Below are 26,077 nucleotides of genomic sequence, written 5' to 3' on the forward strand. Positions count from 1 at the left end.
CGGCTTTTTTCTTTACAGCTCTCTTCTTAATGCTGTCAGCACGTTCGTTCTTGTCGCTTTAATGGCCGGATTCAGGCCGGAAAGAATGGCGACACCTGCACTGATCAAGGTCGCGATGAGGACAAGACTGACCGGAATGTACGAGAACGTAATGCTGAGGTCTGCAGCACTCGCTTCTCCTTCTGAAACCGATGATAAAATCACCGGTATAATCTTGTTCACTAAAAAGCTGACACCGTATGAAATGATAATACCTAAAACAGATCCTAAAATGCCGATATAAGCACTTTCCAGCAGGAACATTTTCCGGATCACGTTCGGGCTTGCCCCGATTGCTTTCATAATGCCAATTTCCTGTGTCCGCTCTGTAACCGCCATTGTCATCGTGTTGAAAATGCCGATCGCTGAAATCAAGACGGCAATGACTCCGACAAAGATCAGCCCGATTTTAAAAGCCATGAAAAAAAGATTGATGCTTTCGAGTTTTTTCGTTATTGAATCGACGTAGTAGCCTTCATCCTCCAAATCTGTTGTCAGCTGTCCGACATGTTCAAAATTATCCGCGTAAACCGAAAGCTTTTTTTCGATCGTGCCGTTGTCTTTGTCCGCCTTCAGAAAACCGGTGATGTCTTTTTGCATGTCGTTGCTGACATAGACTGTCGAATCGCTTGCCCATTCATAAGAAGGCTTTTTCGTCACTCCGACAACTTTCAGATCATATGTTTTCGCTTTCCCTTCTTCTCCTGTTTTTTCATCCATTTTTGAGATCTTTAATTCAATTGTTTTGCCGAGAATATCTTCTGCGTATCCTTTTGGTTCTTTTACTTCCTCAGCATTATTTTCCATCTGTTTTTCATAATCTTGGGCTTCTTTTTTCGTCCAGAGATTCTTCCCGAAATGGTAGCCGACGACGATTTCATTCGGTGTTTTCGCTACGCGGCCGCGATCGAGTTTGATATTGGCTTTTTGTTCAGCGGCCATGTCAGTAATCGTGATATTCGACATTTGATTGTTTGTCCTGTTGCCCAACTTTGCTTCAGCAGGTGCGAACACCTGCGTGCGCTCGATAATCGCGGACACATCTTTGCGATTTTCAAACTCTTTCAAGTCTTTCTTTTGAACTTTCTGATCGCTTTGCCCTTCTTTTCCGACAACATTTATCTCAGTCACGATTTGCTCTTTCATCAGCTGTTCAGTCAGCGATTTTTGCAGGCCGAATCCGACCGATGCGAGCACGATTAAGAATGCGCAGGCCACCGTTGTTGCGAGAATGGTCATGAATACACGCAGGCGGTTTTTCTTCATATTTCTTCTAATAAACTTCAACTGATCCTTAAACTTCAACAGTCTCTTCCCCTTTCTCTAACACGCCGTCAGATAACTGAAATTTCGTATTGGCGATCGATGCCACTTCGTCATCGTGCGTGATGATGACAAATGTAATCCCGCGCTCCCTGTTCAGCTGCCGAATGAATTCGAGGATTTCCTGCTCTGTTTCGGAATCGAGGCTTCCGGTTGGTTCATCGGCTAAAATGATTGATGGATTCAAAATCAAAGCGCGGGCGATGCTGACGCGCTGCTGCTGTCCGCCTGAAAGCTCATTCGGATAGTGGCCGGCGTGGTTTTCAAGGCCTACGCGGTGAAGCATCTCATTGACGCGCTGCTTCCGCTCCGACGGCTGAACACCTTTTAAAGTCAGAGGCAGTTCGATGTTTTCGAAAGTCGTCAAGCTCGGAATCAGCTGAAAACTTTGAAAGATGAAGCCGAAATGTTCAAGCCTGAATGCCGCCCATTCTTTTTCGCCGTAATTCGTGACATCCGTGCCGTCAATGACGATCTTACCTTCTGTCGGGGCGATATATCCGGAAATCAAGTTCAACAGCGTCGATTTTCCGGAACCGCTCCGTCCGACAATGCAGGCGATTTCGCCTTTTTCGACGGTAAGCGAGACATCCTTTAACACTTTAATTTCATTTTCCCTCCCCTTTTTACCGACTTTAAACGAGTGGTGAATATGCTCTACACTGATCATTTGTAAATCTCCTCTCCATAATGGGTTACAGCTGTTTTATTTTTTTAAAAATCAAGAAGTAACTGATTAAAAACCCGACTGCCGAACCGATCAACATACCGAAGATATAGCTGAACAGGCTAGAAGAAGTGGCTGCGCCGAATCCCCAGATGCCAAATAAAATCACGAGAATCTGAATCGGACGATCCATTTTTCTCCAGAGAAAAAAATGTCCGTTCCGTTCAAGCTGCTGTTTGATAAAGCAAAAATACCCGATTATATAAAACAAGATCCCCATGACCAGCGGAATCAACAGCGTAAAGGCCAAGCCGCCGTTATGGACGCCGAAACCGTCGAGGTACACAATCGGCGTTATATAATTTAAAAAATATGAATCCTGAGAAAATAAAGCAGAATTAACCCCAAAGAAACTCATGATAATCTGCAAGTTTGCCACCGGAAGGCCGATCAGCAAATACGGCAGAATCGACGCTGAAAAAGCAACGATCATCTGAGCCAGCGGATTGCCGGTCATCGCGCCCGCCGCCATGACAAGCGAGTAGACCATAAAGCAGAATATGACCGATCCGATAAAATACTCGTGAAAGTTGACGACGTCAACCTTATACAAAACAACTAAGGCATAAGATAACAAGTAAGATAATAGCTGGGCTGCTAAAAGAATTGTAATACCAAAGAAATATTTCGTATTGAAAATGATGCCTCGCCTATAAGGGAGCCCGAGTGTGAAATCAAGCGTTCCTCTGCTCCGTTCAAACCCGATCTGGCTTAGCGCAAGCGCGACTCCGCCAATCCAGAACATTCTCATGACCCCGCTTATTTCATAATCTTTATATAAAACGCACTCTATATCGGGAAATTTTTTCTGTTCCGCAAGACATCCTTGGTACTGAAAATAATCATTTAAAATCGAAAGCGGTTCACTCAGCATCACCGCTGCAAATACAACTAAAAAAATCCAGAAATGCTGTTTCCACTCTTTATATAAAAGTCCGCGGTCTACCATCTTCGCTTACCTCCATACTTCGCGATGAATACTTCCTCTAGACTGACCGGAAGCTCGTTCCAAACTTTCGGAGACAAACTTTTAAGAAATTGTTTGCTCACATCGTCTCTTTTCGGAATCAACACCGTATAAAAGACGCCGGTGTGATCCAAAACAGGGATTTCCCTTTCCCTGATTTTTAAATTGACATCTTCTTCAAATGCCATTTGGATTTTAATAAAATCGCCTTTCAGTTCATCAAGATCCATAATGTTCGACAATGTATTGTCTTCGAGAAAACCGATTCGGTTGCACATTCTTTCAATATCCTCAAGCCTGTGGGATGTGATGAGAATCGTCGTGTTGTTTTCAGCCACTTCATCGACCATCAGCTGGAGAACGTCTTGTCTTGTGACGGCATCAATGCCGTCTGTCGGTTCATCGAGCAGGATGACCGCCGGCCGGATTGCAAATGACAAGATCAGCGACATTTGCTTTTTCAATCCTGTAGACAATTCCCTGTACTTTTTTGTTTCGGGTATATCGTAACGGTTCATTAATTCATTCGCGTATGTAACATCAAAGTCAGGATAAATGTTACGCAAAATATTGACGAGCTGTTTGTAATTGTATTTTTCGAAATAGGTGTTTTGAACGGGCATATAGACGATATTGCGCTTGACGAGCGGATGGTCCTTCACCTTGACGCTGCCGAAGTAGATGTCTCCCTCATCAGGCAGCAGGATTTGCTGAATCAGGCGGAGAAGCGTTGTTTTCCCTGAGCCGTTTCTGCCGAGCAGTCCGAAAATCTCTCCTTCCTCCAGCTTAAAGGAGATGTTTTTGAGTATTTGTTTTCCGTCAATCGTTTTTGATACAGATTTGAGCTCAATCATTCACTTCCCCTCCTCTCACTTCTTCGTCGATTTCCGCCATCCACTCCTGCAGCTTTTTCGTGTCGATCCCAGCGTAATGCGCATCGATGATCAGCTGCTTTAACTGCTCTTTAATCATCGCAATCTTCCCTTCATCAAGCGTAACTTTCGCGTTTTCTGAAATATACGTTCCTCTCCCCCTCAACGTTTCAATTATTCCTTCCCGTTCAAGTTCTTTATAGGCTTTGCTGACAGTATTCGGGTTTGCAATGATAATGGTTGCAAGCTCTCTGACAGAAGGAAGTTTATCTCCAGGCTTGATTATCCCTTTTAAGCAAAGCTCTTTCATCTGCTGGATGATCTGCTCATAGATCGGGGTAGAGCTTCTCGGATCGATTTGAATCATCTATCTCCCTTCTTTCTCGTTCAATCTCAGATCATTCACTTTTAAAAAAATACGTATCCCAAATTTTCTTGAATTATAAAGCCCAGCTTCGCAAGTACAAACAAGAACGAACAGGCAATGATAAACGCCACGACCACCATCGGCGTTACTTTTTTATGTTTATCACTCATGAGTATTGCTCCTTTACATGTGTGTGTTAATTGTATTACTCGATATAGTACACCTAATACATTAAATACATCGTCCTTTTTTGTCAATCACTTTTTTCAAAAAAATGAACCCTTTCAAAAAGGGTTCATCTTTCATACGATCTCTGCAGAATCATATTGTTTTGAAGGGTTTGCAGCTGAAGCCTTTTGCGGTGAATTTCCTCCCTTTGCTGCTCATTGGCAAACAGCGAAAGCTTGTTTAATTCGTTAACCGCGTTTTCAAGCATCAGCTGCGCATCGCTGTACTCTGTCTCATTGTAATGTTCCTGCCTGCTTGCAGTTTCAAATTGAGATAAAGCATAATCATAAGCATCTTCGCTTCTTTGGATGTGCTCTCCGACGGATTGTCTTGTAGCCAAAGAAAACCCCTCCTTAATGGAAAAATCCATCGTGATTAGTTTGACCATCACAGCCGTGATCATTGAAGAAAATAATTGGGAATCGGTTTGTTCTTATCGTGTTTATTTGCTACAATTTTAGGATGCCGTGATACTAAAAGGAGGTCCTTTTGTTTGCATCAGAACAACCCTTTTCCATATACGAACAGTGAAAAACGATATCATACATGGAATTATCATTTAAGAAACCATTTCGGTCATAAAGTGTTTAAAGTCGCCCTTGACGGAGGCTTTGACTGCCCGAACCGCGACGGCACGGTCGCACACGGTGGATGCACATTTTGCAGCGCCGCAGGAAGCGGAGACTTTGCGGGAAACCGAGCCGACGATCTGCTGACCCAATTTAATGAAGTGCGCGACAGAATGCATGAAAAATGGAAAGACGGCAAATACATGGCGTACTTTCAGGCATTTACGAACACGCATGCTCCCGTCAGCGTTCTTCGCGAAAAATACGAAACGGTCCTCGGCCTCGACGGCGTAGTCGGCCTTTCTATCGCAACCCGGCCGGACTGTCTTCCCGACGATGTTGTCGAATATCTTGCCGAGCTTAATGAACGCACATACCTCTGGGTGGAACTCGGCCTTCAGACCGTTCATGAACGGACGGCTGATTTGATCAACCGCGCCCATGATTTCGACTGCTATGTGGAAAGCGTGAACAAGCTGAGGAAACACGGTATCCGCGTCTGCTCCCACATCATTAACGGGCTGCCTCTCGAAGACCGCGGCATGATGATGGAAACCGCAAAAGCGGTCGCTGACTTGGGTGTGCAGGGGATTAAAATCCATCTGCTCCACCTGTTAAAGGGAACGCCAATGGTGAAGCAGTATGAAAAAGGCAAATTAACATTCCTTTCTCAAGATGATTATGTCCAGCTTGTTTGCGATCAGCTTGAAATTCTTCCGCCGGAAATGATCATTCACCGGATTACGGGTGACGGACCGATCGAATTGATGGTCGGACCAATGTGGAGCGTCAATAAATGGGAAGTCTTAAACGCCATCAACGGAGAACTGGAAAGGCGCGGCAGCTATCAGGGGAAATGGTTCAACAAAGAGAAAGAAGGCATGGCCACATGAAGCTCAAGAAGATCCTCCCGTATGCGAAAGAACTGCTGAAATCAGCCGCAGGCGAAGGAGACATCGTCATTGATGCGACAATGGGAAACGGACATGATACTCACTTTTTAGCAGAACTTGTCGGTGAAAGCGGACATGTCTATGCCTTTGATATCCAGGAAGAAGCGCTGACCCATACTGCGGAAAGGCTTGGAGAAAAGCACCGCGGCAACGTCACCCTGATTCAAAAAAGCCACGATCAGCTGATTGAATCGCTTCCGTCTGAAGCGATCGGCCGTGTATCGGCAGCCGTCTTCAATCTCGGATATCTGCCGGGCGGAGACAAAGCGGTGACAACAAGAAGCGAGTCAACCATTTCGAGCATCGAGCAGCTGCTGCACATCCTGAAAGACGAAGGGCTGATCGTGCTTGTCGTCTATCACGGCCATCCGGAAGGAAAAAGAGAGAAGGAAGACCTTCTCGAATTTTGCTCGAATCTTGACCAGGATAAAGCGCGCGTCCTCTGCTATCAATATTTAAACCAGCGGAATGATCCCCCGTTTATTATCGCCATTGAAAAAAAAGCTCAAATCAGCAAATGATTTGAGCTTTCTTTATGAACTTTTCATCCACGGCATTTTTTGAATTTTGCGGTAGGCCCTTCCGTTGATATAGAAGAAGTAGGAAGTTTTTCCGCTTGCTTTAATGAGGCGCTTCGCCAGCCGGCCGATTTCCTTTTGACCCGCGACCTTATCGTCTGATAAATAAACACCCAGAAGACCTCTGTTGATCAAACGGTGAAAGTTTTCGTGCGGAATCCCGCACAAATGTTCATCCGCCATTTCGATGAAATATTCGAGCCTATCCATCATATCTGAATGCGATGGGTAATACGTGCAGAAATTCAAATCTCCGCCGATTAAGTCTTCCTCCTGGTCAATTAAATAATCGAGAAGGATATGCAGTCCCTGTATGTACGGAAAATAGCTGTCGCGGATCTTTCCGGCCATCGATTCAGTAAAATCGGAACGGACGGAATACGAGACGAGACAGAAGATGCCGAGCGTTGAACCCGCACAGGCTGAGAACTCGTACCATTCCATTTTCGGCAAGGCCGATTTATATTTCTCAAACCACGCTTCGAGCCGGGGAACACGCTCATGCTCCACAACGTGTTTATGAACTTGCAGATCGCAGTAGTAGCTGCAAAGCTCAAGCAGGTGCTGCTTGATCAGATCATAGTTCTCAATTTCCGCAAGCACGCTTTGGCACGTTTTCACTAAGTCGTGCAAATAGCCCTGATCATCCTGGTCTTCCCTGAACCGGTAATAGTTCTTCAATTCAGCCCCGACGGTCAGCGCGTCTTTCATCGACTGATGAAGCATGGTGAAATCATCCGGATCAAGCGAGGTGCTCCGGTCGCATAGATTGTCGAGATAGTCGCTTATCGTCTGATACGCTGTAATAAACCGGATCGACTGCTCGATTTTGTCGCCTGAAAGGAGGGCCATAATGCCGCCGCCTTCACAGTGAAAGGTTTTATCCCTGATGCTGGCTTTCGCCTGCGTTTTCAGCTCGGGATTTTGAATCGTTTCAGCTTTTCGTTTCCACTTGTCCAATTCCTGATGAACAAGAGGAAAAACCTCTCTGTATACTTTAGCCATTAATCCAAAAGGATGCTCCGGTACTGCCAAAGAATGCACCTCCATTATGTCATATACTGTTCCGCAAACGCTCTCGCCGCTTTAAAAACGTCTTCCCGCTCAGGCTCATTGAAAATTTCGTGGTATAAGCCCTCCCACTCCCTGTACGTCTTATTGTGAGAAGCAAGCTCGTTAAACCACTTGACGACCATTTTTTTGTCGACAAGCCAGTCTGTGCCCGCCTGCATGACAAAGAGCGGGATGTTGAGAAAAGCGTCCGTCGGCTCCATCGCGCTTTTCAACGCTTTTAACATTTCTTGATACCATCTGACAGAAACTTTTGTGATATATAATGAATCGTTGATGTCCATTTCGATGACTTCTTTGTTTCTCGTCGCTTTATCAGGCGTAATCCCGGATTCAAACCGCATGGACGGAGCCAAAACGTTGAGCCCTTTGGAAATCCAGTCCAAAAATTTGTTCGGCTTTAATTGCAGCCCGAGACAAGGGGATGATAAAATGAGACCGGCAATGCCGCTTTGCTGCTGCTTAAACCACTTGATCGCGATCAGGCCGCCCATGCTGTGCCCGAGCATAAACACAGGCAGTTCAAATGCTTTCGCCCTGGCGACCCATTTGTCCACTTCATCAATATATTCTTGAAACGAGCGTATATGTCCTCTTTCTCTTGTCGAAGTTCCCTGTCCGGGCAAATCCCCTATCACGACATTAAACCCGGATGAACGCCACATTTCGGACAGCCATTTATACCGCCCGTGATGCTCACACGCACCGTGAATGATGACGATTGAAGCAACAGGTCTTTCCGCTTCCATGCACCACATGCTGACCACCTCACACAATTTTATAAATGAAAGGATGAAACCTATGATCTACCCTTATAAAAAAACGGAACCCGTTATTCATGAAACGGCGTTTATCGCCGACAACGTGGTCATCACCGGAGATGTAACAATCGGAGAGCAATCAAGCATCTGGTTCTCTTCTGTTATCCGCGGCGATGTCGCCCCGGTCAGGATCGGAAAAGGCGTGAACATTCAAGACCTTTCCTGTCTGCACCAAAGCCCTGAACGTCCTCTCGTGATTGAAGACGGTGTGACGGTAGGCCATCAGGTTACACTGCACAGCTCCGTGATACGAAAGCATGCCCTTATCGGAATGGGGTCGGTTATTCTTGACGAAGCGGAAGTCGGGGAAGGCGCTTTTATCGGGGCAGGCAGTCTTGTCCCGCCTGGCAAAAAGATCCCGGCCGGGCACCTCGCCTTCGGCAGGCCCGCTAAAGTCATCCGCCCGTTAACCGACAAAGATAAACAGGAAATGGAAAGAATTCGCAAAGAATATATTGAAAAAGGACAATACTACAAATCCTTGCAAAAAAAAGATTAGCTTTGCTACAACTTTACCATTTTTCCACCGATAATTTAAGCAATAACCTTTTCGGCCGCACGCGTCTGCGGCTTTTTCTTTTCCGAAATCTTTACAAATACTTATCATTTGCTAAACATTCATTTTTTACAATAAACATGAAGCAGCCATTCATGTAAAGGAGGTTATGACATTTGAATAAACTGATGGTCGGCATCTACAACTTTGAATGCCGGATTTTCCTCGGTATGAACAGCTTATTTCACCAAAAAACGCTCAACCGTTACTTTCGTTCCTCAACACATTTGGGAGGGGCTTTCTGCACGATTTCCGCCTGCCTGTCTCTCTTGCTGTTCGGATCCGGAAGTGTTCGTACAGCGGGGATCGCCAGCGCCCTTGCCCTTTTGGTCAGCCACCTTCAAGTCATGCTGATCAAAAAGCTGTATCCGAGAAAGCGGCCGTATTTAACGCTAAAGGAAACACAGGTTTTGCAAAATCCGCTCAAGGATCATTCTTTTCCATCCGGCCATACGACTGCAGCATTTTCTGTCATTACACCGCTAATGATATTCTTTCCGATATTTGCGCTTTTATTAATTCCGATAGGCATCAGTGTGGGGCTCTCCAGAATCTATCTCGGTCTTCATTATCCTTCGGATGTTCTGGCAGGCACGGCCCTTGGGATTTCAGTCGGAACTTTGTCGGCGATGATCTTCTAAGCCGGCCGTTTCTTCCAAAAACGTCACTGATTTTCACATTACCAACAGGAGGGGAAACGATGAAAATTGCGATATTTACGGATACGTTCACACCGGATGTGAACGGCTGCGCCAGAACGCTGAAAAGGTATACGGATTACCTTGAAAAAAACGGGATGCCCTATAAAGTATTTGCGCCGGAAAGCACGCATGAAACACAATTTTCGAGCCGCATCAGCCGTTTTACGAGCATGCCGTTCTTCTTATACCCCGAGTGCAGAATCGCTCTTCCTAATCTCATCAAAATGAAATCAGAACTCCGCGAATTCAATCCCGATCTCATTCACATCGCAACTCCTTTTAATATCGGCCTGGCGGGGCTCAAGCTTGCGAAGAAATGGAACATCCCCGTCGTAGGCTCTTACCATACCGATTTTGACCAGTACCTTTCATATTATGATCTTCAAATGTTTTCCAAACTATTATGGAAATATATGCACTGGTTTCATAAAGATTTTCGAAAAGTTTTCGTCCCTTCGCGCGAAACGTTTATGCAGCTCAAAGCCAAACAATTCAGGAACCTCTCCATCTGGAAGCGCGGCGTGGACTGCTCGCTGTTCAGTCCGGCGTATCAAACCGAACACATCCGCAAGCGATACGCCATAAAGGAAACCTATATCCTCAGCTATGTCGGAAGGCTTGCACCTGAAAAAGACTTGGAGACGCTGCTCAAGATCGCAAGTCACCCCGCTTTGAAAGATGACATCCACTGGCTGATCGCGGGAGACGGCCCGATAAAAAAAGAGCTTGAGAAGCGAGCCCCCCTCAATATGACTTTTGCCGGCTATGTCAAAGGAGAAGAGCTGGCAAGCATTTATGCGAGCTCAGATTTGTTCGTCTTTCCTTCTCCGACGGAAACCTTCGGAAATTCCGCGCTTGAAGCGCTTGCCTGCGGGACGCCTGTTATCGGGGCAGATTCCGGCGGCCTGAAAGACTTTATACAAAACGGAAGAAACGGTTTTCTTTCCGAACCTAGAAATCCGGAGGCGTTCACCGCAAATATATTGCGCGTCCTCTCCAACCAATCGTTAAAAAAACGGATGGCATACGATGCGAGAAGCTATGCCCTTACCCAGTCGTGGGACGTGATCTTTGACAATCTCCTCTCCGAATGTGAACATGTGCTTGCAGATTTATCAGCTGAAAAACCGGCATAAAAAAAGAAGGTTTTCGATTAACGAAAACCTTCTTTTTTGGCTTAAACGATAATGACTTCTTTTGGCTGATGGTTCAGTTCTTCCGGTACAAAGCGCTTTTCAACGAATATGCTGTGCCAGATCATAAAGATGAGAACCGTCCAGATTTTGCGGCTGTTATCCGCTTTGTTGGCGCAGTGGTCTTCAAGAAGCTGAAGCACGTAATCTTTATGGATATACGCGTCTGTGTCGCTCTCTTTAATGATGTTCACGGCCCAGTCATGCATTTCGTTTTTCAGCCAGTGGCGGATCGGCACAGGGAAGCCTAGCTTTTTGCGGTTTAAGACATGATCTGGAACGATGCCTTCCGCCGCTTTTCTAAGCAGATATTTTGTCGTGCCGTTTTTCGTTTTCAGCTCTTCCGGAATTTTGGAAGCCGCTTCAAATACGACTTTGTCCAAAAACGGAACGCGGAGTTCCAGTGAATTGGCCATCGTCATTTTGTCGGCCTTCAGCAAAATGTCGCCGCGCATCCATGTGTGGATATCGACATACTGCATTTTGTTGATTTCGCTGTAGGACTTGCTTTCTTCAAAATACGGCTTTGTCACGTCACAGTAAGAGAGGTTGCTGTCATACTGGCGAAGCAGTTTTGATTTCATGCCTTCTTCAAAAATCTTTGCGTTACCGATATATCTCTCTTCAAGAGGCGTACAGCCCCTCATTAAAAAGCTTTTCCCTTTCATTCCTTCCGGCATCGCTGACGCTACATGCAGAAGCATCTTTTTCAGCGGGGACGGAATTCGCTCAAACGGCTTTAATGAAAGCGGTTCGCGGTAAATATTGTAACCGCCGAACAGCTCATCTGCTCCTTCTCCGGACAAAACAACCGTAACTTGCTTCTTCGCTTCCTTCGCGACAAAATACAAAGGAATCGCAGCAGGGTCTGCCAGCGGATCATCCAGATGCCAGACGATCTTTGGAAGCTCGTTCATATATTCCTCAGGGGAAATGATCGCGCTGAAGTTTTCCACGCCGACCCTATCAGCGGTTTCTTTCGCAACGTCAACTTCGCTGAAGCCTTCATGTTCAAAGCCGACAGAGAACGTCTTTAAGTTGGGATGGAATTGCTTCGCCACCGACACGATAAAAGAAGAGTCGATGCCTCCGGAAAGGAAGGAACCTACAGGCACATCGCTTCGCATATGGACTTTTACGGAATCAAAGATCGCATCTCTTACTTCCTGAACAAGCTTGTCTTCTTCGGTCTGAACAGGCTTGAATTGAACTTTCCAGTATGTTTTAAATTGAATATCCTCGCCCGGGCGGACAGTAAACTGATGGCCCGGTTCTACTTTTTGCACCTTTTTGTCAAGCGTCTCAGGCTCCGGTACAAATTGGAACGATGTATACTGCTGAAGCGCTTTTTCATTCAATTCCAAATCGGCATCAACAGCCATCAGGCTCTTTCTTTCTGACGCAAAATAAACATGGCCGTCCGTTTTCGTGAAATAGAGCGGCTTAATGCCGAACGGATCGCGCGCTCCGTATAGGAGCTGTTCTTTTTTATCCCAGATTAAAAAAGCAAACATTCCGCGCAGCTTGGAAGCGGCTTCCTGTTTGTAGTGGCGGTAAGTCGCAAGCAAAACTTCCGTATCTGAATCGGTTTTGAACTCGTATCCTTTTGAAATAAGTTCGTCTTTCAGTTCTATATAGTTATAGATTTCTCCATTAAAAATAATCCAATAGGAATCATCTTCATAAGACAGAGGCTGTCCTCCGTTTTCCACATCGATGATGCTGAGCCTTCTAAATCCGAAGCCTACATGCTCATCATGATAGTACCCATCATCGTCCGGACCGCGGTGTACAATCATTTCATTCATTTGTTTAATCAGTTCTTCCTGGGCTGCTGTCTCGGATGATGGGCGATGATTGAATACCCCTACAAATCCACACATAGTATTGCCTCCGATTTTTTAAATTTCGTGCAGAAATCAAAGTCTGCTTCTTGATTAGACAAGTGTTTAAAGAAAAACGTTTCACATCCGCCCGCTTTTTGCCATCGAAAAACAAAGCCGCTTATGAAAGCGGCTATGCGGTTGTTATTCTCCTAATGCATCTTTCTTCAGCTGATCTGCTTTGTCTGTGCGCTCCCAAGGCAGATCGAGGTCGAGGCGGCCGAAATGTCCGTAAGCTGCCGTTTGTTTGTAAATCGGACGGCGAAGATCGAGCATTTTAATAATGCCGGCAGGTCTTAGATCAAAGTTTTTGCGAACCACTTCGATCAATGTTTCTTCACTGGCTTTGCCTGTACCGAATGTATCGATTGAAATGGACACCGGCTGTGCGACACCGATCGCGTAGGCAAGCTGCACTTCACAGGAATCAGCAAGGCCTGCGGCGACGATATTTTTCGCCACATATCTCGCGGCATAAGCTGCAGATCTGTCAACTTTTGTCGCATCCTTACCGGAAAACGCTCCGCCGCCGTGACGGGCATATCCGCCATAGGTGTCAACGATGATTTTGCGTCCTGTTAAACCGGCATCTCCCTGCGGTCCTCCGATAACAAAACGGCCCGTAGGATTAATGAAGTACTTCGTGTTTTCATCGATCAGCTCTTTTGGCACTACCGGGTTGATGACGTGCTCTTTCAGATTGCGCTGAATTTGTTCAAGCGAAATCTCAGGGTGATGCTGAGTCGAAATGACAATTGTATCGATGCGAATCGGCTTGTTGTTCTCATCATACTCAACAGTTACCTGTGTCTTTCCGTCCGGACGCAGATACGGCAGAATGTCCTCTTTGCGGACTTCTGTCAAACGGCGAGACAATTTATGAGCAAGCGAAATCGGCAGAGGCATAAGCTCCTTTGTTTCGTTGCAGGCAAAACCGAACATTAAACCTTGGTCTCCGGCTCCGATCGCTTCAATTTCAGCGTCGCTCATTGCTCCTTCACGCGCTTCAAGCGCCTGATCGACTCCCATTGCAATGTCTGGAGACTGTTCATCTATAGACGTTAAGACCGCGCAAGTTTCGGCATCAAAACCGTATTTTGCACGTGTGTAGCCAATTTCTTTAATCGTTTCGCGGACTGTTTTCGGAATATCGACGTAAGTGGACGTCGTGATTTCACCGCTTACCAGCACCAATCCGGTTGTCACAGATGTTTCACAGGCAACGCGGGCATTCGGATCTTTCTTTAAAATTTCGTCTAATATACTATCCGAAATCTGGTCGCAAATTTTGTCCGGATGTCCCTCCGTAACTGACTCTGATGTAAATAACCGACGGTTTTTGCTCATTTATGTTTCCTCCTGTATATGAAGATCAGCCGTGATCTTAAGTATGATACGGATCTCGTCCCTCTTGATTATATGACGATACTCGGGCTTCATACGCTCTCGTTTTGAAACAATTTCCATATGCTATTCTTGACGAGATTCTAGGTCATAATTCCCTTTAACAGAATTTTTCCTGACTGGCTGCCCGGCTAGACCTTTCACGTCCTGTGAAAAACGCCCAGTACCTTCCTCCTGAAGGCAGTTTTTTTAGCAATTTTTGTATCTCGATTTATGCAATAAAAAAACCTTTTCCTATTCGCTGAGGAAAGGGTCTGGTATTGCGTGCCTTTCACTCTTATCGCTCAAGGTATTGAACACCTTGCATCAGGTTAGCACCGTAGTTGTCTCAGAAACTGTTTTTTTCCATTAATAAGAGAAACCGGTTGCTGGGTTTCATTGGGCCTGTCCCTCCACCAGCTCGGGATAAGAGTATCCGCTCAATGAAATATCTTATCTTAAAATGGCTTGTTATGTCAATATCGGCCGAAATAAATTTAAACTTGTCTTTCGAGAAAAAACCCGAACGAAAAATGAAGAAACGGTATAGACTATAAGAGTAAATGTGTTATACTAATTCTACATTAATGTTATACACATTAAATAACACGCAAAGGAAGGTTTTTTATGAATTCTGTAGATTTAACAACTGACTTACAAACGTTATTAACGGGCGAAAACGTTCAGCTGAACTTATCCGTTCCCCTTTTAGTTGAAAAAGTCCTTGAACGCAAAGAAGGAGTCTTAACATCTTCCGGAGCCGTGCGGGCTACAACCGGTACATACACCGGCCGCTCGCCAAAAGACAAGTTCATTGTGGAAGAAGCGAGCACAAAGAACAAAATCGATTGGGGCGCAGTGAACCAGCCGATTTCAGAAGCCGCCTTTGACCGGCTGTACACAAAAGTGCTCAGCTATTTAAAGGAACGCGATGAATTGTATGTATTTGAAGGGTTTGCAGGAGCAGACGAAAAATACCGGCTTCCGATTACAGTTGTTAACGAGTTCGCCTGGCACAACCTGTTTGCAAGACAGTTGTTCATCAGACCTGAAGAACATGATAAAAAACCTGAAGAACAGCCGTTTACGATTCTTTCCGCTCCGCATTTCAAAGCAGATCCGCTCATTGACGGAACCAGATCTGAAACGTTTATTATCGTGTCGTTTGAGAAGCGTACGATTTTAATCGGGGGCACCGAATATGCCGGAGAAATGAAAAAATCGATTTTTTCTATTATGAATTATCTTCTTCCTGAACAAAACATTTTACCGATGCACTGTTCGGCAAACATTGGCGAGGAAGGCGGAACAGCTCTCTTCTTCGGATTGTCAGGCACAGGCAAAACGACGCTTTCCGCCGATCCGAAGCGGAAGCTGATCGGTGACGACGAACACGGCTGGTCCAGCACAGGCGTTTTCAACATTGAAGGAGGCTGCTACGCCAAGTGCATTAACTTAAGCAAAGAAAAAGAACCGCAGATTTACAATGCGATCCGCTTCGGTTCCGTTCTCGAAAATGTTGTGGTTGACGATAAAACCGGAGAACCGGACTATTCCGACGCATTCTATACGGAAAACACGAGAGCGGCTTACCCGATTGACGCGATTGACAACATCGTCAAGCCGAGCATCGCAGCACACCCGCAGACCATTGTATTTCTGACGGCAGATGCTTTCGGTGTGCTTCCCCCGATCAGCAAGTTAACGAAAGAACAAGCCATGTATCATTTCCTGAGCGGATATACAAGCAAGCTCGCCGGCACCGAACGCGGGATCACCGCTCCTGAAGCCACCTTCTCGACCTGCTTCGGTTCCCCGTTCCTTCCGCTCCCGGCACATGTGTACGCTGAAATGCTCGGAAGAAAAATCGATGAGCACGGCGTCAGCGTCTTTCTCGTCAATACAGGCTGGACCGGCGGCGGATACGGAACAGGGGAAAGAATGAGCCTCGCTTATACGAGAGCGATGGTTCAGGCTGCGATAGAAGGAGAACTGGATAACGCCGAAATGAAGACCGACCGCATTTTCGGACTTCATTCACCGGTCCATGTTCCGGGTGTGCCTGATCAAGTGCTTGACCCGGCTAAAACTTGGACAGATGAAAACGAATACGAGGAAAAAGCGATCCACTTGGCGAATGCATTCAAAAAGAATTTCAAAAAATTCTCTAATACCGAAAGCATCGAAAAAGCCGGAGGACCGCTCGTTTAACTCAGCCCGCTTGCAGCAGCGCAGGTATTCTGCGCTGCTGCAGTTTATTAAAAATCCGCTTCGCCTGCCAGTGATCGATGCCATTTTCTGGGCAATGATCAAGATGACAATCAAGTACCGCCTGTGATGAAACGCTTCCAATTCCCGATTTCTATTATTTGAAAATACAGACTTTTTTTATTTTTAACAAAAGAAATCTTTCATATGATAATATGATAAAAACATTTGTATATATCAGGAGGACACATCTATGAAATTTGGATTACTGCCAAGAATTATTACGGCAATTGTTCTTGGTGTTATCGTCGGAAGCTTTGCCCCGCTTTGGTTTGTCAAAACTGCCGCTACTTTCAATGATATTTTTGGGAACTTCATTAAATTCGTCATTCCTTTTATTATTATCGCTTTTATTATTCCCGGCATCGGACAAATCGGCCGCGGCGCCGGAAAAATCCTTGGCATTACAGCAGGTATCGCCTACACGTCAACCATTTTTGCCGGCCTCCTGGCGTACCTTGTCGGATCAAATCTTCTCCCCGCGATCATTTCCGGCCATCAGCTGCAGGAATTTAAAAATCCGGAAGAAGTTTTGCAAGCAGGATTTTTCACCATTGAAATGACGCCGTTTATGAGCGTGATGAGCGCACTGATTTTCGCTTTCATCATGGGAATCGGAATCGCTTATCTGCCCGGAAAAACATTGAAAAACGCGTTTGATGAATTTCAAACGATCGTTGAAAAGCTGATATCATATATTATTATTCCGTTACTGCCTGTTCATATTTTCGGTATTTTCACCAATATGACGTTCGGCGGTCAGGTGCAGACGATTTTATCCGTATTTGCAAAAGTTTTCGTGATGATTATCGTGCTTCACCTCGTCATCCTTTTGATTCAGTACTCCGTTGCGGGCGCTGCAAACGGCAGAAATCCGCTGTCGCTGTTGAAAATCGTGGCGCCGGCATACTTCACCGCGCTTGGCACACAATCGTCAGCGGCAACGATTCCCGTCACGTTGAGACAAGTCAGAAAAACGGGCGCAAGCCAAAAAGTGGCTGACTTCGCCGTTCCGCTCCTGGCCAATATTCATTTGTCAGGTAGCACGATTACACTGACGAGCTGTGCAATGGGCGTGATGATTCTAAACGGTCAAACGCCGACTTTTTCGATCATGATGCCGTTCATTTTAATGCTTGGCGTCACAATGGTCGCAGCGCCCGGTGCCCCCGGGGGTGCCGTCATGGCCGCGGCCGGACTGCTGCAGTCGATGCTCGGCTTTAATGAAACCAGCGTATCATTGATGATCGCACTTTACCTTGCTCAGGACAGCTTGGGTACAGCAACGAACGTGACAGGAGACGGCGCTCTCACCATGCTGATTCACAGGCTGACTTCCAAAAAAGGAATCGGAAAAGAGGAAGATGTTCCTGCATAATACAGAAAAGCCAAGGACGCTATCCGCGCCTTGGCTTTTTTTAATTCGTCGAATTTAATGATACGAGCCTGTATGTTAAATGAGTCCGTCCGTCTGACCATTCAAGGCGCTCCGCCTGCGCGGTGCCGGTAATGTCGCCCCGCTTAGTCTTTCTGACTTCAAGCGGCACATGAAGAGGGTAAACCCGATAACCTTCTTTCTCAAGTGTAAACACATTTTCCTCAACCCGTGTTTCTTTTCCTTTAGTCACAATCATCGTGTTAAATTCAACTGGCATTCCCACCTAAAGTCCCCCTCCTTTTCTCTTTTCCTTTAGTTTACCATAACTTGTCCAAGGCCGGCTTTTCATCCATTGAGACAATTCTCTTACAATCCGCCTGTTTTCCCGCGGAGGAAAATAGTGAGTATATCGACTGAAATACCACGTATCCACAGACTTGTTTCTTTGCAGGAGTTCGCGTTCTAGACGCCGCGCATGCTCGATGGAGACATTTTCATCGTTTGCTCCGTGGATCAAAAGCACGGGCGCTTCAATCTTCTCCAGCTCATCAAAAGGCGTCCTCCATTCGTACGCTTCAGGAACCTTTTCAGGCGTCCCGCCGATGACCCGCTTCATCATCCGCCGCAAATCTTTGCGTTCGCGATAGGTCATGACCATATCGCTGACACCGCCCCAAGACACAAACGAAGCGGCCGCTTCTTTCATTTCGATTGCCGTTAAGATCCCCATGATCCCGCCGCGGGAAAAGCCAAAAATGTGTACGCGTCCGTCTTTTACCAGCTCGTGCTTCTGAAGAAGACGAAAAGCGGCAAAAGCATCTTCCCGGTCATCACCCGCAAAGTCTTCATCGCCTTCTCCTCCTTGATTGCCTCTGTAAAACGGAGCAAGAACGACAAAGCCCTGTGAAGCGAACTGGACGATTCGACCCGGTCTGACCATCCCGACGTTTTTAATTCCCCCACGCAAATACAAAAATCCGTCATAATGTCCGGGAGCGGCCGGTTCCGCCAAGAGCCCCTTAACCTTGAGTCCTTGCGAAAGGTATGTGACGGAAAACAGACGCACCTTTTTGTTTGGCGATGGAAACCTTCTTTTTTCTAACCACATTCGTCACGTCACCTCTTTTAATCCGCAGCTGCCCCTCACACCTGTTTAGTATATAACATAAACTATTTTATGCCGAAAATAACCGAAATCAAAGGAGGGAAATCGGTTTGAAGCGTTTCTTTTTTACCATATTATCCTTCATTATGATGCTGTTTATCCTCGCTTCATGCGGCGGTCAAAAGCCCGAAAAGATCCGTCTGGCGGAAGTAACCCGTTCCGTTTTCTATACACCTTTATATATCGCCATGTCTGAAGGTTTGTTTAAAGAAGAAGACCTTGAAGTTGAACTGAAAACGACCTGGGGCGGAGATAAAACGATGACTGCCCTTCTGTCAAACGGCGCCGATATTGCGCTTGTCGGCTCGGAAACGTCAATATACGTGAATGCCCAGGGCGCAAGCGATCCGGTGATTAATTTTGCACAGCTTACCCAGACGGACGGAACATTCCTCGTCTCCAGGAACGATTCGGGGCATTTCAGCTGGAATGATTTGAAAAACAAAACGTTCCTTGGCCAACGCAAAGGCGGAATGCCGCAAATGGCGGGCGAATTTGTCCTCAAACAGAAAGGCATCGATCCCAAAAAAGATGTGGACCTGATCCAAACGATTGATTTCGCGAATATCGCAAACAGCTTTGCATCTGGTACAGGCGATTATGTTCAACTATTTGAACCCCAGGCCTCCATTTTTGAAAGAGAAGGCATCGGCCGCATTGTCGCCTCCTTCGGAAAAGAATCGGGCCGAATTCCATATACCACTTTTATGGCCAAACAAAGCTACTTAACGAAAAACGAAGAAGCGGTCGAAAAGTTCACCCGCGCGGTTTATAAAGCGCAACAGTGGGTGGAGACGCACTCTGCAAAAGAAGCAGCCGAAAGCATTCAAGACTATTTTAAAGATACCGAGCTTTCAATCATTGAATCTTCAATCGAACGGTATAAACAACAACGGTCTTTTGCCCTTGAGCCTGTTTTGGATGAAAAAGAATGGAACCAGCTTCAAACCATCATGGATGAAGCAGGCGAGCTGCCGAAGCGCACCCCGCATCAAGAGCTGGTCAATACAAAGATCGCCGAAAAGGTCACAAAAAATCACTAGGAGGTGGCCGCAGTGTCTTTTTTGCAAGTTCAGGATGTCACACATACTTACTTTTCATTAAAGGAAAAAACAGCAGCGCTGGAAAACATCAGCATTGAAGTCGAAAAAGGCGAATTTGTTTCGTTTCTCGGCCCAAGCGGATGCGGCAAAACAACACTTTTATCGATCATCGCCGGCATCGTTTCCCCCACGGAAGGAAGCGTCTTGGTGGAAGGACGCACGCCTGACGAAGAGGATCGGCACATCGGTTATATGCTCCAGCAGGATTATTTATTTCCCTGGAAAACCATTGAGGAAAACGTCTTAATCGGTTTGCATATTTCCAAAAAATTCGGACCGGAAACGAAGGAGACCGCTCTCGGCCTGCTGAAAAAATTCGGGCTTTACGATGTTGAAAAAAAGTATCCAAAAGAGCTCTCAGGCGGTATGAGACAAAGGGCGGCGCTTGCCCGCACACTCGCTGTCGACCCCGATATCCTCCTGCTTGATGAACCTTTTTCAGCCCTTGACTATCAAACAAAACTGAACCTCGAAGATTTGGTGTTCAACACGTTAAAGACGTATCAAAAAACAGCGGTGCTCGTGACCCATGATATCGGTGAAGCGATCGCGATGAGCGATCGGATATTGCTATTTTCAAAGCAGCCGGGCACCATCCATAAAACATTTGCCGTTCCTGAACCGATCAGGAAGCTGACACCGTTTGAAGCGAGGCAGGAACCGGAATTTCAGTCCCTCTTTCAGAACATATGGAAGGAGCTCAATGACCTTGAATAACAAACATCTGAAATCAAAAATTGACTTCCTTCATGAGGATTTTTTAAAGGAGCAGCAGGCCGAAAAAAGGCGGATCTGCTTTTATCAAATCGCGATTTTCATCGTTTTCTTTTCGCTGTGGGAAACCGCAAGCCGTCTGGCATGGATCGATCCGCTGATCTTCAGCTCTCCTTCAGCCGTCTGGGCGCTTTTCCTCGAAAAAATGGGAGACGGATCATTGCCGGGGCATATCGGTGTCACCGTATTTGAAACCATCCTCGGCTTTCTGGCCGGAACATTGCTTGGAACTTTTCTGGCCGCCCTCTTATGGTGGTTCCCGAGGCTCTCCAAAATATTGGATCCGTATCTTGTCGTCTTAAATGCGATGCCGAAAGTGGCGCTGGGCCCCATTCTCATCGTGGCGATCGGCCCCAGCTTGACGAGTATTATTGCAATGGGCGCCATCATCAGCGTTATCATTACGACAATCGTCGTCTACACGTCCTTTCAAGAAATCGATGAAAACTATTTAAAAGTCATGAAGACGTTCGGTGCAACAAAACGCGAGATTTTCAAAGAAGTCATTCTGCCCGCTTCCATTCCGACGGTCATATCTACACTGAAGGTCAACGTCGGTTTGAGCTGGGTCGGTGTCATCGTAGGAGAATTTTTAGTGTCGGCTCAAGGCCTCGGCTATATGATCATCTACGGCTTTCAAGTCTTTAATTTCAACCTTGTCATGCTGAGCCTCCTGATCATCGCCGTCTTCGCAACGATGATGTATCAAGGTGTCGAGCTGTTGGAAAGAAAGTGGATGAAAGGCAGAGTATAACATGAAAAAACCCTGCAAATGCAGGGCTTTTTATTTGATGATGCCGGCCTTTTTCAGCTTTTCTAGACTGATCGTCAGGACGGAATCTTTCATTATAAAACTGTAATTTCTGTTTTTAGCGATATCTTTCGGGAGGCTCTTCAGCAAAACAGGGCCATTTGTCTCATAGTATGTCTGCTGTTTTTCGATCTTTTCGATATCGGCAAAATAAATATTTTTGACGATCACTTTCTCTCTGCCAAGAACTTTATATTGTCCGAGATAGGTCAGCTTTCTTACGACAGCGCCTGTTTCTTCCTTCACTTCCCGCAAAGCCGCTTCCTCTGCATTTTCGCTTGGTTCGACTTTGCCGCCTGGGAATTCACGGCCCCTGTCTTTATGATTTGTCAACAGCCATTGATCTTCGTAACGGCAGATCACCCATACATGCTTTGGTTCTTTTGAAAAAGGTTCCTTTTCAAAAGAAAGCTGAACCGTATTACGGTAAAAATCTTTAAATTCGTACATCCTAATCCCTCTTATCCGTTTCCTTGCTTCTTCCACTCATCATATCATATATTGATTCTTTCGGTAGAGTTTTTGTCCAGTTCAGCTCAGTAATTTTATCGTTCCCTCGGGAACTTCATTGTCCATTCCTGAGTGAGAAGGCGGCAAGGCTGGGTAACTCCGTGCTTGCGGGTGCTTCGTTTAATCTGCTGAATTGAGTTCCGCAAGGCCGTTTTCACTGATAAACGACTTGGTTTCTTCATTGCCGAGACGGTAAAGCATTGAGTAAATGTCTTTGCGCAGTTCGTCCATTTTGTCATTTGCACTGTCATAATGGTATTCGACTGCCGGCACGTGAGCTCTGAAAAAGTTAATCCAGTCTTCTGAATACAGTTGATCAAAATACTCCCTTAATATAATGATGTCATCATCTGTCGCTGAAATTTGAAATTCCCACGGGGAAGCGTCTGAGCTCTGTGAAATCATTCCATCTTGCACCGAAACATAGTATGTCCTTTTTTCCAAAGCCAATCATCCTTTTTCGTGTTAGTATGACCAGTTGTGTTAAAATGTTACGGCTTCCCCCGGAGTTTTTCCTTTATGGTATTTAAAATATCCAATAACATCTGCGGCACGGGGATTCCTAACGAATGAGCCGTGCTTATGATTTGAAACGCTTCATATAAAATATAAAACATGATAGAAAAATCGCGGATCGAACTGCCTGTTTGCAGCATCTGATCAAAAAGGTGGGCAACGGATATAAGAAAGAGCGTCACCAATTTTTTCGCCAGCCTTGTAAACAGCCTCTTCATTGTAAATCGATCTTCCACACATTCGTTCAAGCTTTTGCTGACAAATTCAATTCCCATGAGCGTTATTAAGATCATAAATAAATATTCGATTCGGCCAAACAAAAATCCGATGGCTGATAAACCGATTGTAAAGAGCGAAAAGATGCTTAAGTCCTTAAACATATGCTTCAACATCCTTTCAAAAAAGACTTTTCATAGCTTATCCTATGAAAAAAGACTTTGAAAGGCTTGGATGAATTGTTTGACAATTTCTAAAAAAGGCTTTAAAAAGAACGAAAATATAAAAAAAGCTCAGGCATTGCCCGAGCTTTTCCTTACCCTAAGTAGGCTTTCAGCATCCAGTTGTGTTTTTCGATCGATTGATGAATCGCGAGCAGCATATCTCCCGTCGTTTCATCATTGACTTCATCGGCAAGCTCCATTCCGCTTTTCAGCTCCTCAGCCACCGTTAAAAAGTCATTATAAATATTTTGCACCATTTGTTCAGAAGACTCGCTTCCGTCCGCTTCTTTAATCGCGGACATTTCCAGGCATTCCTTCATCGTTCCGACCGGGGAACCCTGTATAGCCAAAAGGCGTTCAGCCAAATCATCGATATGCTCTGCCGCTTCTGTGTAAAGTTCCTCAAATTTTTCATGCAGCGTAAAGAAATCTTTCCCTTTCACATACCAATGATAATTATGTAGCTTCACATATAGAACGGTCCAGTTCGCGACTTGTTTGTTGACGGTTGCTTTCAATTTTTCAGACATAAGGTCGTCCTCCTTTTCGTTTACTTTTGATTTACCCGTTTAGCTTGTGCAGGAAACATTTCTTTTACTCTTTATCATGATTTTCTTTGCCTGATATGGTAAACTGTTGGAAAAAGCTATTCGGAGGTAAGTGATGATCCTCTTTTGGATTATTGTAGGAATTCTGATTACCGGCGCCGTTCTGGCCGTATCGCTTGTCACAACATCAAAAGCTTATGACTACAAGCATGAAGTCGATCCCCTTCCGTCGCGGGAAGAAGAACAGCCTCATCAGTGATGATGGGCTTCTTCTTTTTCATTTTCATCAGTCACATCCGTTGCTTTTCCTACTTTAATGTCTGCAACCGGCATTGTGTGCTGTTTTTTCGCCGTGACATGGACTTGAACTTTGTAATGGCCGTCTTCAGGAAACGCTTTTTCAATGCTGTATACGCCTTTTCCTTCATTCTTCGCTTTGATGAGCTCGCTATTTTCCTTGCTCCCGGCCTTCCAGCATTCAAACTCCACCTCATCGGCATCTGCAACAGGCTCGTCCCCATAGCGCACGGTCGCTTTTATGACAGCCTTTTCATTTTTGGCCGCCGCTTCAGGAGCCGCCAGTTTGGCCGTCAGCACTTTGGGCTCCTCATCTGATGCCGTCTGCTTGTCCCCCTGGCTGCAGGCGGAAAGGCCGACTGCTAAACATAAAAGAATGAACCATTTTCCCAAACGCATCCTATCACCCTTCTTCTATGATATGTATTACAATATAAAGTGTAGCAAAGTTCAGGGATATATGGCATTATTTTCTTTGTGAACAAAAAATGAAAACCGGCTCTCTTCTGAGCCGGTTTATTTCAAACGTTTTATCCAAACACTTTGAGCAGATCTTCTTTATTTTGCGAAAGCCAAAAACGCATCATGCGCTTTGCGCCCTCTAGATCGTGAAGCTTTGCCTGGCCGCACTGTTTTTCGTTAGCCGCCGGAATTTCAGTCACTTCAACGGCTTCTTTGAACGTATCCTCAAGCAAATCAACGATTTCTTCCACTTTCGGTTCACCGCTCACCACTAGGTAATAACCTGTTTGGCAGCCCATGGGCGAAATGTCGATAATATCAAAGTGGTCATATTTTTCCGCATACGTGCGGATTGTAAATGCAAGAAGATGCTCCAAAGTATGAATCGTATCAGGTTTCATCGCCTGTTTATTCGGCTGGCAAAAACGGATGTCAAACTTGTTGACGACGCCGTCCGATCCCACTTTATGGACACCGCAGTGTCTGACGTAAGGCGCTTTTACTGCATTATGGTCAAGTTCAAAACTTTCAACTGAAGGCATGGTTCCTCTCTCCCCTCTAATCGGTCTTTTTGTATTATATCATACTTTACCGATAAGTTTTCAGGTCAATGCTTTTCCTTTTTATGCGTTTTTTGCTTATATTATAATAAGGTCAAAACAAAAAAGGTGCGAAAAACATGAAAACCTTATTCCTGCTGCTCATCCGCTTTTATCAAAAATGGATATCACCGGCTCTTCCGCCGACCTGCCGTTTTTATCCGACATGCTCCAATTACGGCCGTGAAGCGATCGAAAAGCACGGGGCATTTAAAGGCGGATGGCTCACCATTAAGCGGATTCTGAAATGCCATCCGTTCCATCCCGGCGGAATAGATCCCGTTCCGGAAAAAAAGCAAAAGGATTAACGCTCTTCCGGATATCCGTTGACAATAAGATCCAGTCTGCCTGTTTCCGGATCGATGACAAGTCCGTGAACAGGTACTTCCTCCGGCATCAACGGATGGTTTCGAATCACGCTTACACTGTCCCTGACGCTCTCCTCTACAGAATCAAAGCTTTTCAGCCATTGTTCAAAATCGACGCCGGAGTACTCAAGCGTCTCAATCCGTTCTTTTGGAATGCCTCGCTTAACGACTTTATCCAAAAAGCTGTCGCAGCTCAGCTTGCTCATTCCGCAGTCATGGTGGCCGATCACGCATACTTCATCAGCGTTCAGTTCGTATACCGCAACGAGAATGCTCCGCATAATACTCCCGAAAGGATGAGCCACGAGTGCACCCGCGCTCTTAACGATCTTCACGTCCCCGTTTCGCATATTCATGGCATGAGGAAGCAGCTCGACAAGCCTTGTGTCCATGCAAGACAGAATCACCATTCTCTTATCGGGAAACTTGCTTGTTTGGTATTTTTGATAGTCCTGCCGCTCAACAAACTGGTGATTGAACTGTAGAATGTTGTCCAAAAGTTTCATGGCTCATTTCCTTTCTCAACGCTTTTTATATCTAAATATAACATATTTCTTGTATTTTTTTCATAAGTCAAGTAAGATTCCCTTTGCATAAATCGAAATAA

31 protein-coding genes, 1 pseudogene and 1 riboswitch are annotated in these 26,077 nt (G+C 45.6%); of the genes and pseudogenes, 12 read left to right on the forward strand and 20 right to left on the reverse strand.

Going from position 1 to position 26,077, the window contains the following annotated elements:
• Positions 1 to 12: 12 nt before the first annotated feature.
• The 7 genes from MST20_RS19660 to MST20_RS19685 all read right to left on the reverse strand — a co-directional run bounded on the left by MST20_RS19660 (position 13) and on the right by MST20_RS19685 (position 4,863).
• Entirely contained in the window at positions 13 to 1,344 is a 1,332-nt protein-coding gene (locus MST20_RS19660) for an ABC transporter permease (RefSeq protein ID WP_243944357.1), read from the reverse strand.
• Complete coding sequence (locus MST20_RS19665) at positions 1,334 to 2,032, reverse strand: ABC transporter ATP-binding protein (RefSeq protein WP_243944359.1); 699 nt, start codon at positions 2,030 to 2,032, stop codon at positions 1,334 to 1,336. Before MST20_RS19665 ends, MST20_RS19660 begins: the two co-directional genes overlap by 11 nt.
• Before the next feature lie 25 nt (positions 2,033 to 2,057).
• A complete protein-coding gene (locus MST20_RS19670; protein ID WP_243944361.1) occupies positions 2,058 to 3,038 on the reverse strand; it encodes an ABC transporter permease subunit in 981 nt (326 codons plus the stop codon).
• Entirely contained in the window at positions 3,032 to 3,910 is an 879-nt protein-coding gene (locus MST20_RS19675; protein WP_243944363.1) for an ATP-binding cassette domain-containing protein, read from the reverse strand. Before MST20_RS19675 ends, MST20_RS19670 begins: the two co-directional genes overlap by 7 nt.
• Positions 3,903 to 4,295 (reverse strand): GntR family transcriptional regulator, encoded by a 393-nt coding sequence (locus tag MST20_RS19680; protein WP_003184565.1) that lies wholly within the window; start codon positions 4,293 to 4,295, stop codon positions 3,903 to 3,905. The genes MST20_RS19675 and MST20_RS19680 overlap by 8 nt, the downstream gene beginning before the upstream one ends.
• Positions 4,296 to 4,336: 41 nt before the next feature.
• Positions 4,337 to 4,465, reverse strand: coding sequence for a hypothetical protein (locus MST20_RS21225; RefSeq protein WP_256164402.1), 129 nt, complete (start codon positions 4,463 to 4,465; stop codon positions 4,337 to 4,339).
• 125 nt (positions 4,466 to 4,590) lie between these two features.
• Positions 4,591 to 4,863 carry a YtzC family protein gene (locus tag MST20_RS19685; RefSeq protein WP_003184568.1) on the reverse strand — a complete coding sequence of 91 codons (273 nt, stop codon included), beginning with the start codon at positions 4,861 to 4,863 and terminating at the stop codon, positions 4,591 to 4,593.
• Between the two features lie 153 nt (positions 4,864 to 5,016).
• Here MST20_RS19685 and mnmL point away from each other — a divergent pair, with 153 nt between their 5' ends.
• Together mnmL and mnmM are read left to right on the forward strand one after the other, a co-directional pair.
• On the forward strand, positions 5,017 to 5,985 hold the full coding sequence (mnmL, locus tag MST20_RS19690; protein WP_243944365.1) for a tRNA modification radical SAM protein MnmL/YtqA: 969 nt from the start codon (positions 5,017 to 5,019) through the stop codon (positions 5,983 to 5,985).
• Entirely contained in the window at positions 5,982 to 6,566 is a 585-nt protein-coding gene (gene mnmM / locus MST20_RS19695; protein ID WP_165427849.1) for a tRNA 5-(aminomethyl)-2-thiouridylate-methyltransferase MnmM, read from the forward strand. The genes mnmL and mnmM overlap by 4 nt, the downstream gene beginning before the upstream one ends.
• Here mnmM and MST20_RS19700 read toward each other — a convergent pair.
• Positions 6,556 to 7,658 (reverse strand): annotated as a pseudogene (locus tag MST20_RS19700) (tetraprenyl-beta-curcumene synthase family protein). The gene mnmM and the pseudogene MST20_RS19700 sit on opposite strands and share 11 nt — an antisense overlap.
• Before the next feature lie 14 nt (positions 7,659 to 7,672).
• Positions 7,673 to 8,452: an alpha/beta hydrolase gene (locus MST20_RS19705; protein ID WP_243944367.1), complete on the reverse strand. Its 780-nt coding sequence runs from the start codon at positions 8,450 to 8,452 to the stop codon at positions 7,673 to 7,675.
• A gap of 43 nt (positions 8,453 to 8,495) precedes the next feature.
• Here MST20_RS19705 and MST20_RS19710 point away from each other — a divergent pair, with 43 nt between their 5' ends.
• The 3 genes from MST20_RS19710 to MST20_RS19720 all read left to right on the forward strand — a co-directional run bounded on the left by MST20_RS19710 (position 8,496) and on the right by MST20_RS19720 (position 10,908).
• The gene (locus MST20_RS19710; RefSeq protein ID WP_243944369.1) at positions 8,496 to 9,014 is read left to right on the forward strand and encodes a gamma carbonic anhydrase; all 519 of its coding nucleotides are present in this window, start codon (positions 8,496 to 8,498) and stop codon (positions 9,012 to 9,014) included.
• Positions 9,015 to 9,187: 173 nt separating this feature from the next.
• Positions 9,188 to 9,712 carry a phosphatase PAP2 family protein gene (locus tag MST20_RS19715; RefSeq protein ID WP_243944371.1) on the forward strand — a complete coding sequence of 175 codons (525 nt, stop codon included), beginning with the start codon at positions 9,188 to 9,190 and terminating at the stop codon, positions 9,710 to 9,712.
• Between the two features lie 59 nt (positions 9,713 to 9,771).
• Positions 9,772 to 10,908 (forward strand): glycosyltransferase family 4 protein, encoded by a 1,137-nt coding sequence (locus MST20_RS19720; protein ID WP_243944373.1) that lies wholly within the window; start codon positions 9,772 to 9,774, stop codon positions 10,906 to 10,908.
• Positions 10,909 to 10,949: 41 nt separating this feature from the next.
• On the opposite strand, the gene asnB is transcribed toward MST20_RS19720, so the two are convergent.
• Both asnB and metK read right to left on the reverse strand, forming a co-directional pair.
• Positions 10,950 to 12,848 (reverse strand): asparagine synthase (glutamine-hydrolyzing), encoded by a 1,899-nt coding sequence (asnB, locus tag MST20_RS19725; protein ID WP_243944374.1) that lies wholly within the window; start codon positions 12,846 to 12,848, stop codon positions 10,950 to 10,952.
• Positions 12,849 to 12,992: 144 nt separating this feature from the next.
• Complete coding sequence (metK, locus tag MST20_RS19730) at positions 12,993 to 14,195, reverse strand: methionine adenosyltransferase (RefSeq protein ID WP_145608101.1); 1,203 nt, start codon at positions 14,193 to 14,195, stop codon at positions 12,993 to 12,995.
• Between the two features lie 331 nt (positions 14,196 to 14,526).
• Positions 14,527 to 14,664, reverse strand: a riboswitch (SAM riboswitch).
• 194 nt (positions 14,665 to 14,858) lie between these two features.
• Here metK and pckA point away from each other — a divergent pair.
• Both pckA and MST20_RS19740 read left to right on the forward strand, forming a co-directional pair.
• Positions 14,859 to 16,442 (forward strand): phosphoenolpyruvate carboxykinase (ATP), encoded by a 1,584-nt coding sequence (pckA, locus tag MST20_RS19735; protein WP_243944375.1) that lies wholly within the window; start codon positions 14,859 to 14,861, stop codon positions 16,440 to 16,442.
• A gap of 250 nt (positions 16,443 to 16,692) precedes the next feature.
• Complete coding sequence (locus MST20_RS19740; protein WP_065643613.1) at positions 16,693 to 17,877, forward strand: dicarboxylate/amino acid:cation symporter; 1,185 nt, start codon at positions 16,693 to 16,695, stop codon at positions 17,875 to 17,877.
• A gap of 40 nt (positions 17,878 to 17,917) precedes the next feature.
• Here MST20_RS19740 and MST20_RS19745 read toward each other — a convergent pair whose 3' ends face one another.
• Together MST20_RS19745 and MST20_RS19750 are read right to left on the reverse strand one after the other, a co-directional pair.
• Entirely contained in the window at positions 17,918 to 18,160 is a 243-nt protein-coding gene (locus tag MST20_RS19745) for a DUF2584 domain-containing protein (protein ID WP_009329422.1), read from the reverse strand.
• Positions 18,161 to 18,985, reverse strand: coding sequence for an alpha/beta hydrolase family protein (locus MST20_RS19750; protein WP_065643611.1), 825 nt, complete (start codon positions 18,983 to 18,985; stop codon positions 18,161 to 18,163).
• A gap of 143 nt (positions 18,986 to 19,128) precedes the next feature.
• Here MST20_RS19750 and MST20_RS19755 point away from each other — a divergent pair, with 143 nt between their 5' ends.
• Genes MST20_RS19755 through MST20_RS19765 form a run of 3 tightly spaced genes read left to right on the forward strand, consistent with a single transcriptional unit; the run spans position 19,129 to position 21,673 of the window.
• Positions 19,129 to 20,085: an ABC transporter substrate-binding protein gene (locus tag MST20_RS19755; RefSeq protein WP_243944400.1), complete on the forward strand. Its 957-nt coding sequence runs from the start codon at positions 19,129 to 19,131 to the stop codon at positions 20,083 to 20,085.
• 12 nt (positions 20,086 to 20,097) lie between these two features.
• Entirely contained in the window at positions 20,098 to 20,862 is a 765-nt protein-coding gene (locus tag MST20_RS19760; RefSeq protein ID WP_065643609.1) for an ABC transporter ATP-binding protein, read from the forward strand.
• The gene (locus MST20_RS19765) at positions 20,849 to 21,673 is read left to right on the forward strand and encodes an ABC transporter permease (protein ID WP_065643608.1); all 825 of its coding nucleotides are present in this window, start codon (positions 20,849 to 20,851) and stop codon (positions 21,671 to 21,673) included. The genes MST20_RS19760 and MST20_RS19765 overlap by 14 nt, the downstream gene beginning before the upstream one ends.
• Before the next feature lie 30 nt (positions 21,674 to 21,703).
• Here the strand turns inward: MST20_RS19765 and ytkD are convergent, their stop codons facing one another.
• The 4 genes from ytkD to MST20_RS19785 form a co-directional block, all read right to left on the reverse strand.
• The gene (ytkD, locus tag MST20_RS19770) at positions 21,704 to 22,180 is read right to left on the reverse strand and encodes an RNA deprotection pyrophosphohydrolase (RefSeq protein WP_020452677.1); all 477 of its coding nucleotides are present in this window, start codon (positions 22,178 to 22,180) and stop codon (positions 21,704 to 21,706) included.
• 180 nt (positions 22,181 to 22,360) lie between these two features.
• The gene (locus tag MST20_RS19775; protein ID WP_020452678.1) at positions 22,361 to 22,684 is read right to left on the reverse strand and encodes a hypothetical protein; all 324 of its coding nucleotides are present in this window, start codon (positions 22,682 to 22,684) and stop codon (positions 22,361 to 22,363) included.
• A 47-nt stretch (positions 22,685 to 22,731) separates the two neighbouring features.
• Positions 22,732 to 23,136: a phage holin family protein gene (locus MST20_RS19780; protein WP_020452679.1), complete on the reverse strand. Its 405-nt coding sequence runs from the start codon at positions 23,134 to 23,136 to the stop codon at positions 22,732 to 22,734.
• 152 nt (positions 23,137 to 23,288) lie between these two features.
• Entirely contained in the window at positions 23,289 to 23,726 is a 438-nt protein-coding gene (locus tag MST20_RS19785; RefSeq protein ID WP_043926293.1) for a Dps family protein, read from the reverse strand.
• 133 nt (positions 23,727 to 23,859) lie between these two features.
• Between MST20_RS19785 and ytzI the strand changes: the two genes are divergently transcribed.
• Positions 23,860 to 24,003 (forward strand): YtzI protein, encoded by a 144-nt coding sequence (ytzI, locus tag MST20_RS19790; protein ID WP_020452680.1) that lies wholly within the window; start codon positions 23,860 to 23,862, stop codon positions 24,001 to 24,003.
• Here the strand turns inward: ytzI and MST20_RS19795 are convergent.
• Positions 23,997 to 24,440 (reverse strand): FixH family protein, encoded by a 444-nt coding sequence (locus MST20_RS19795; protein ID WP_243944376.1) that lies wholly within the window; start codon positions 24,438 to 24,440, stop codon positions 23,997 to 23,999. The genes ytzI and MST20_RS19795 overlap by 7 nt on opposite strands.
• A 131-nt stretch (positions 24,441 to 24,571) precedes the next feature.
• The gene (locus MST20_RS19800) at positions 24,572 to 25,045 is read right to left on the reverse strand and encodes an S-ribosylhomocysteine lyase (protein WP_020452682.1); all 474 of its coding nucleotides are present in this window, start codon (positions 25,043 to 25,045) and stop codon (positions 24,572 to 24,574) included.
• A 137-nt stretch (positions 25,046 to 25,182) separates the two neighbouring features.
• Here MST20_RS19800 and yidD point away from each other — a divergent pair, with 137 nt between their 5' ends.
• Positions 25,183 to 25,410, forward strand: a complete 228-nt coding sequence (gene yidD, locus MST20_RS19805; RefSeq protein WP_075751863.1) for a membrane protein insertion efficiency factor YidD — start codon at positions 25,183 to 25,185, stop codon at positions 25,408 to 25,410.
• On the opposite strand, the gene MST20_RS19810 is transcribed toward yidD, so the two are convergent.
• Positions 25,407 to 25,976 carry a beta-class carbonic anhydrase gene (locus tag MST20_RS19810; RefSeq protein ID WP_243944377.1) on the reverse strand — a complete coding sequence of 190 codons (570 nt, stop codon included), beginning with the start codon at positions 25,974 to 25,976 and terminating at the stop codon, positions 25,407 to 25,409. The two genes, yidD and MST20_RS19810, sit on opposite strands and share 4 nt — an antisense overlap.
• Positions 25,977 to 26,077: the final 101 nt, after the last annotated feature.

The sequence above is a fragment of the Bacillus sp. B19-2 genome (genome assembly GCF_022832475.1).
Classification (GTDB): Bacteria; Bacillota; Bacilli; order Bacillales; family Bacillaceae; genus Bacillus; species Bacillus paralicheniformis.

What these genes read in the sequence shown, in the direction of transcription:
- MST20_RS19665 (WP_243944359.1), bottom strand. Translation starts at nt 2,032, where the DNA reads ATGATCAGTGTAGAGCATATTCACCACTCGTTTAAAGTCGGTAAAAAG.
- MST20_RS19670 (WP_243944361.1), bottom strand. Translation starts at nt 3,038, where the DNA reads ATGGTAGACCGCGGACTTTTATATAAAGAGTGGAAACAGCATTTCTGG.
- MST20_RS19675 (WP_243944363.1), bottom strand. Translation starts at nt 3,910, where the DNA reads ATGATTGAGCTCAAATCTGTATCAAAAACGATTGACGGAAAACAAATA.
- MST20_RS19680 (WP_003184565.1), bottom strand. Translation starts at nt 4,295, where the DNA reads ATGATTCAAATCGATCCGAGAAGCTCTACCCCGATCTATGAGCAGATC.
- MST20_RS21225 (WP_256164402.1), bottom strand. Translation starts at nt 4,465, where the DNA reads ATGAGTGATAAACATAAAAAAGTAACGCCGATGGTGGTCGTGGCGTTT.
- mnmM (WP_165427849.1), top strand. Translation starts at nt 5,982, where the DNA reads ATGAAGCTCAAGAAGATCCTCCCGTATGCGAAAGAACTGCTGAAATCA.
- MST20_RS19705 (WP_243944367.1), bottom strand. Translation starts at nt 8,452, where the DNA reads ATGTGGTGCATGGAAGCGGAAAGACCTGTTGCTTCAATCGTCATCATT.
- MST20_RS19710 (WP_243944369.1), top strand. Translation starts at nt 8,496, where the DNA reads ATGATCTACCCTTATAAAAAAACGGAACCCGTTATTCATGAAACGGCG.
- MST20_RS19720 (WP_243944373.1), top strand. Translation starts at nt 9,772, where the DNA reads ATGAAAATTGCGATATTTACGGATACGTTCACACCGGATGTGAACGGC.
- asnB (WP_243944374.1), bottom strand. Translation starts at nt 12,848, where the DNA reads ATGTGTGGATTTGTAGGGGTATTCAATCATCGCCCATCATCCGAGACA.
- metK (WP_145608101.1), bottom strand. Translation starts at nt 14,195, where the DNA reads ATGAGCAAAAACCGTCGGTTATTTACATCAGAGTCAGTTACGGAGGGA.
- pckA (WP_243944375.1), top strand. Translation starts at nt 14,859, where the DNA reads ATGAATTCTGTAGATTTAACAACTGACTTACAAACGTTATTAACGGGC.
- MST20_RS19740 (WP_065643613.1), top strand. Translation starts at nt 16,693, where the DNA reads ATGAAATTTGGATTACTGCCAAGAATTATTACGGCAATTGTTCTTGGT.
- MST20_RS19750 (WP_065643611.1), bottom strand. Translation starts at nt 18,985, where the DNA reads ATGTGGTTAGAAAAAAGAAGGTTTCCATCGCCAAACAAAAAGGTGCGT.
- MST20_RS19755 (WP_243944400.1), top strand. Translation starts at nt 19,129, where the DNA reads ATGATGCTGTTTATCCTCGCTTCATGCGGCGGTCAAAAGCCCGAAAAG.
- MST20_RS19765 (WP_065643608.1), top strand. Translation starts at nt 20,849, where the DNA reads ATGACCTTGAATAACAAACATCTGAAATCAAAAATTGACTTCCTTCAT.
- ytkD (WP_020452677.1), bottom strand. Translation starts at nt 22,180, where the DNA reads ATGTACGAATTTAAAGATTTTTACCGTAATACGGTTCAGCTTTCTTTT.
- MST20_RS19780 (WP_020452679.1), bottom strand. Translation starts at nt 23,136, where the DNA reads ATGTTTAAGGACTTAAGCATCTTTTCGCTCTTTACAATCGGTTTATCA.
- MST20_RS19785 (WP_043926293.1), bottom strand. Translation starts at nt 23,726, where the DNA reads ATGTCTGAAAAATTGAAAGCAACCGTCAACAAACAAGTCGCGAACTGG.
- ytzI (WP_020452680.1), top strand. Translation starts at nt 23,860, where the DNA reads ATGATCCTCTTTTGGATTATTGTAGGAATTCTGATTACCGGCGCCGTT.
- MST20_RS19795 (WP_243944376.1), bottom strand. Translation starts at nt 24,440, where the DNA reads ATGCGTTTGGGAAAATGGTTCATTCTTTTATGTTTAGCAGTCGGCCTT.
- MST20_RS19800 (WP_020452682.1), bottom strand. Translation starts at nt 25,045, where the DNA reads ATGCCTTCAGTTGAAAGTTTTGAACTTGACCATAATGCAGTAAAAGCG.
- yidD (WP_075751863.1), top strand. Translation starts at nt 25,183, where the DNA reads ATGAAAACCTTATTCCTGCTGCTCATCCGCTTTTATCAAAAATGGATA.
- MST20_RS19810 (WP_243944377.1), bottom strand. Translation starts at nt 25,976, where the DNA reads ATGAAACTTTTGGACAACATTCTACAGTTCAATCACCAGTTTGTTGAG.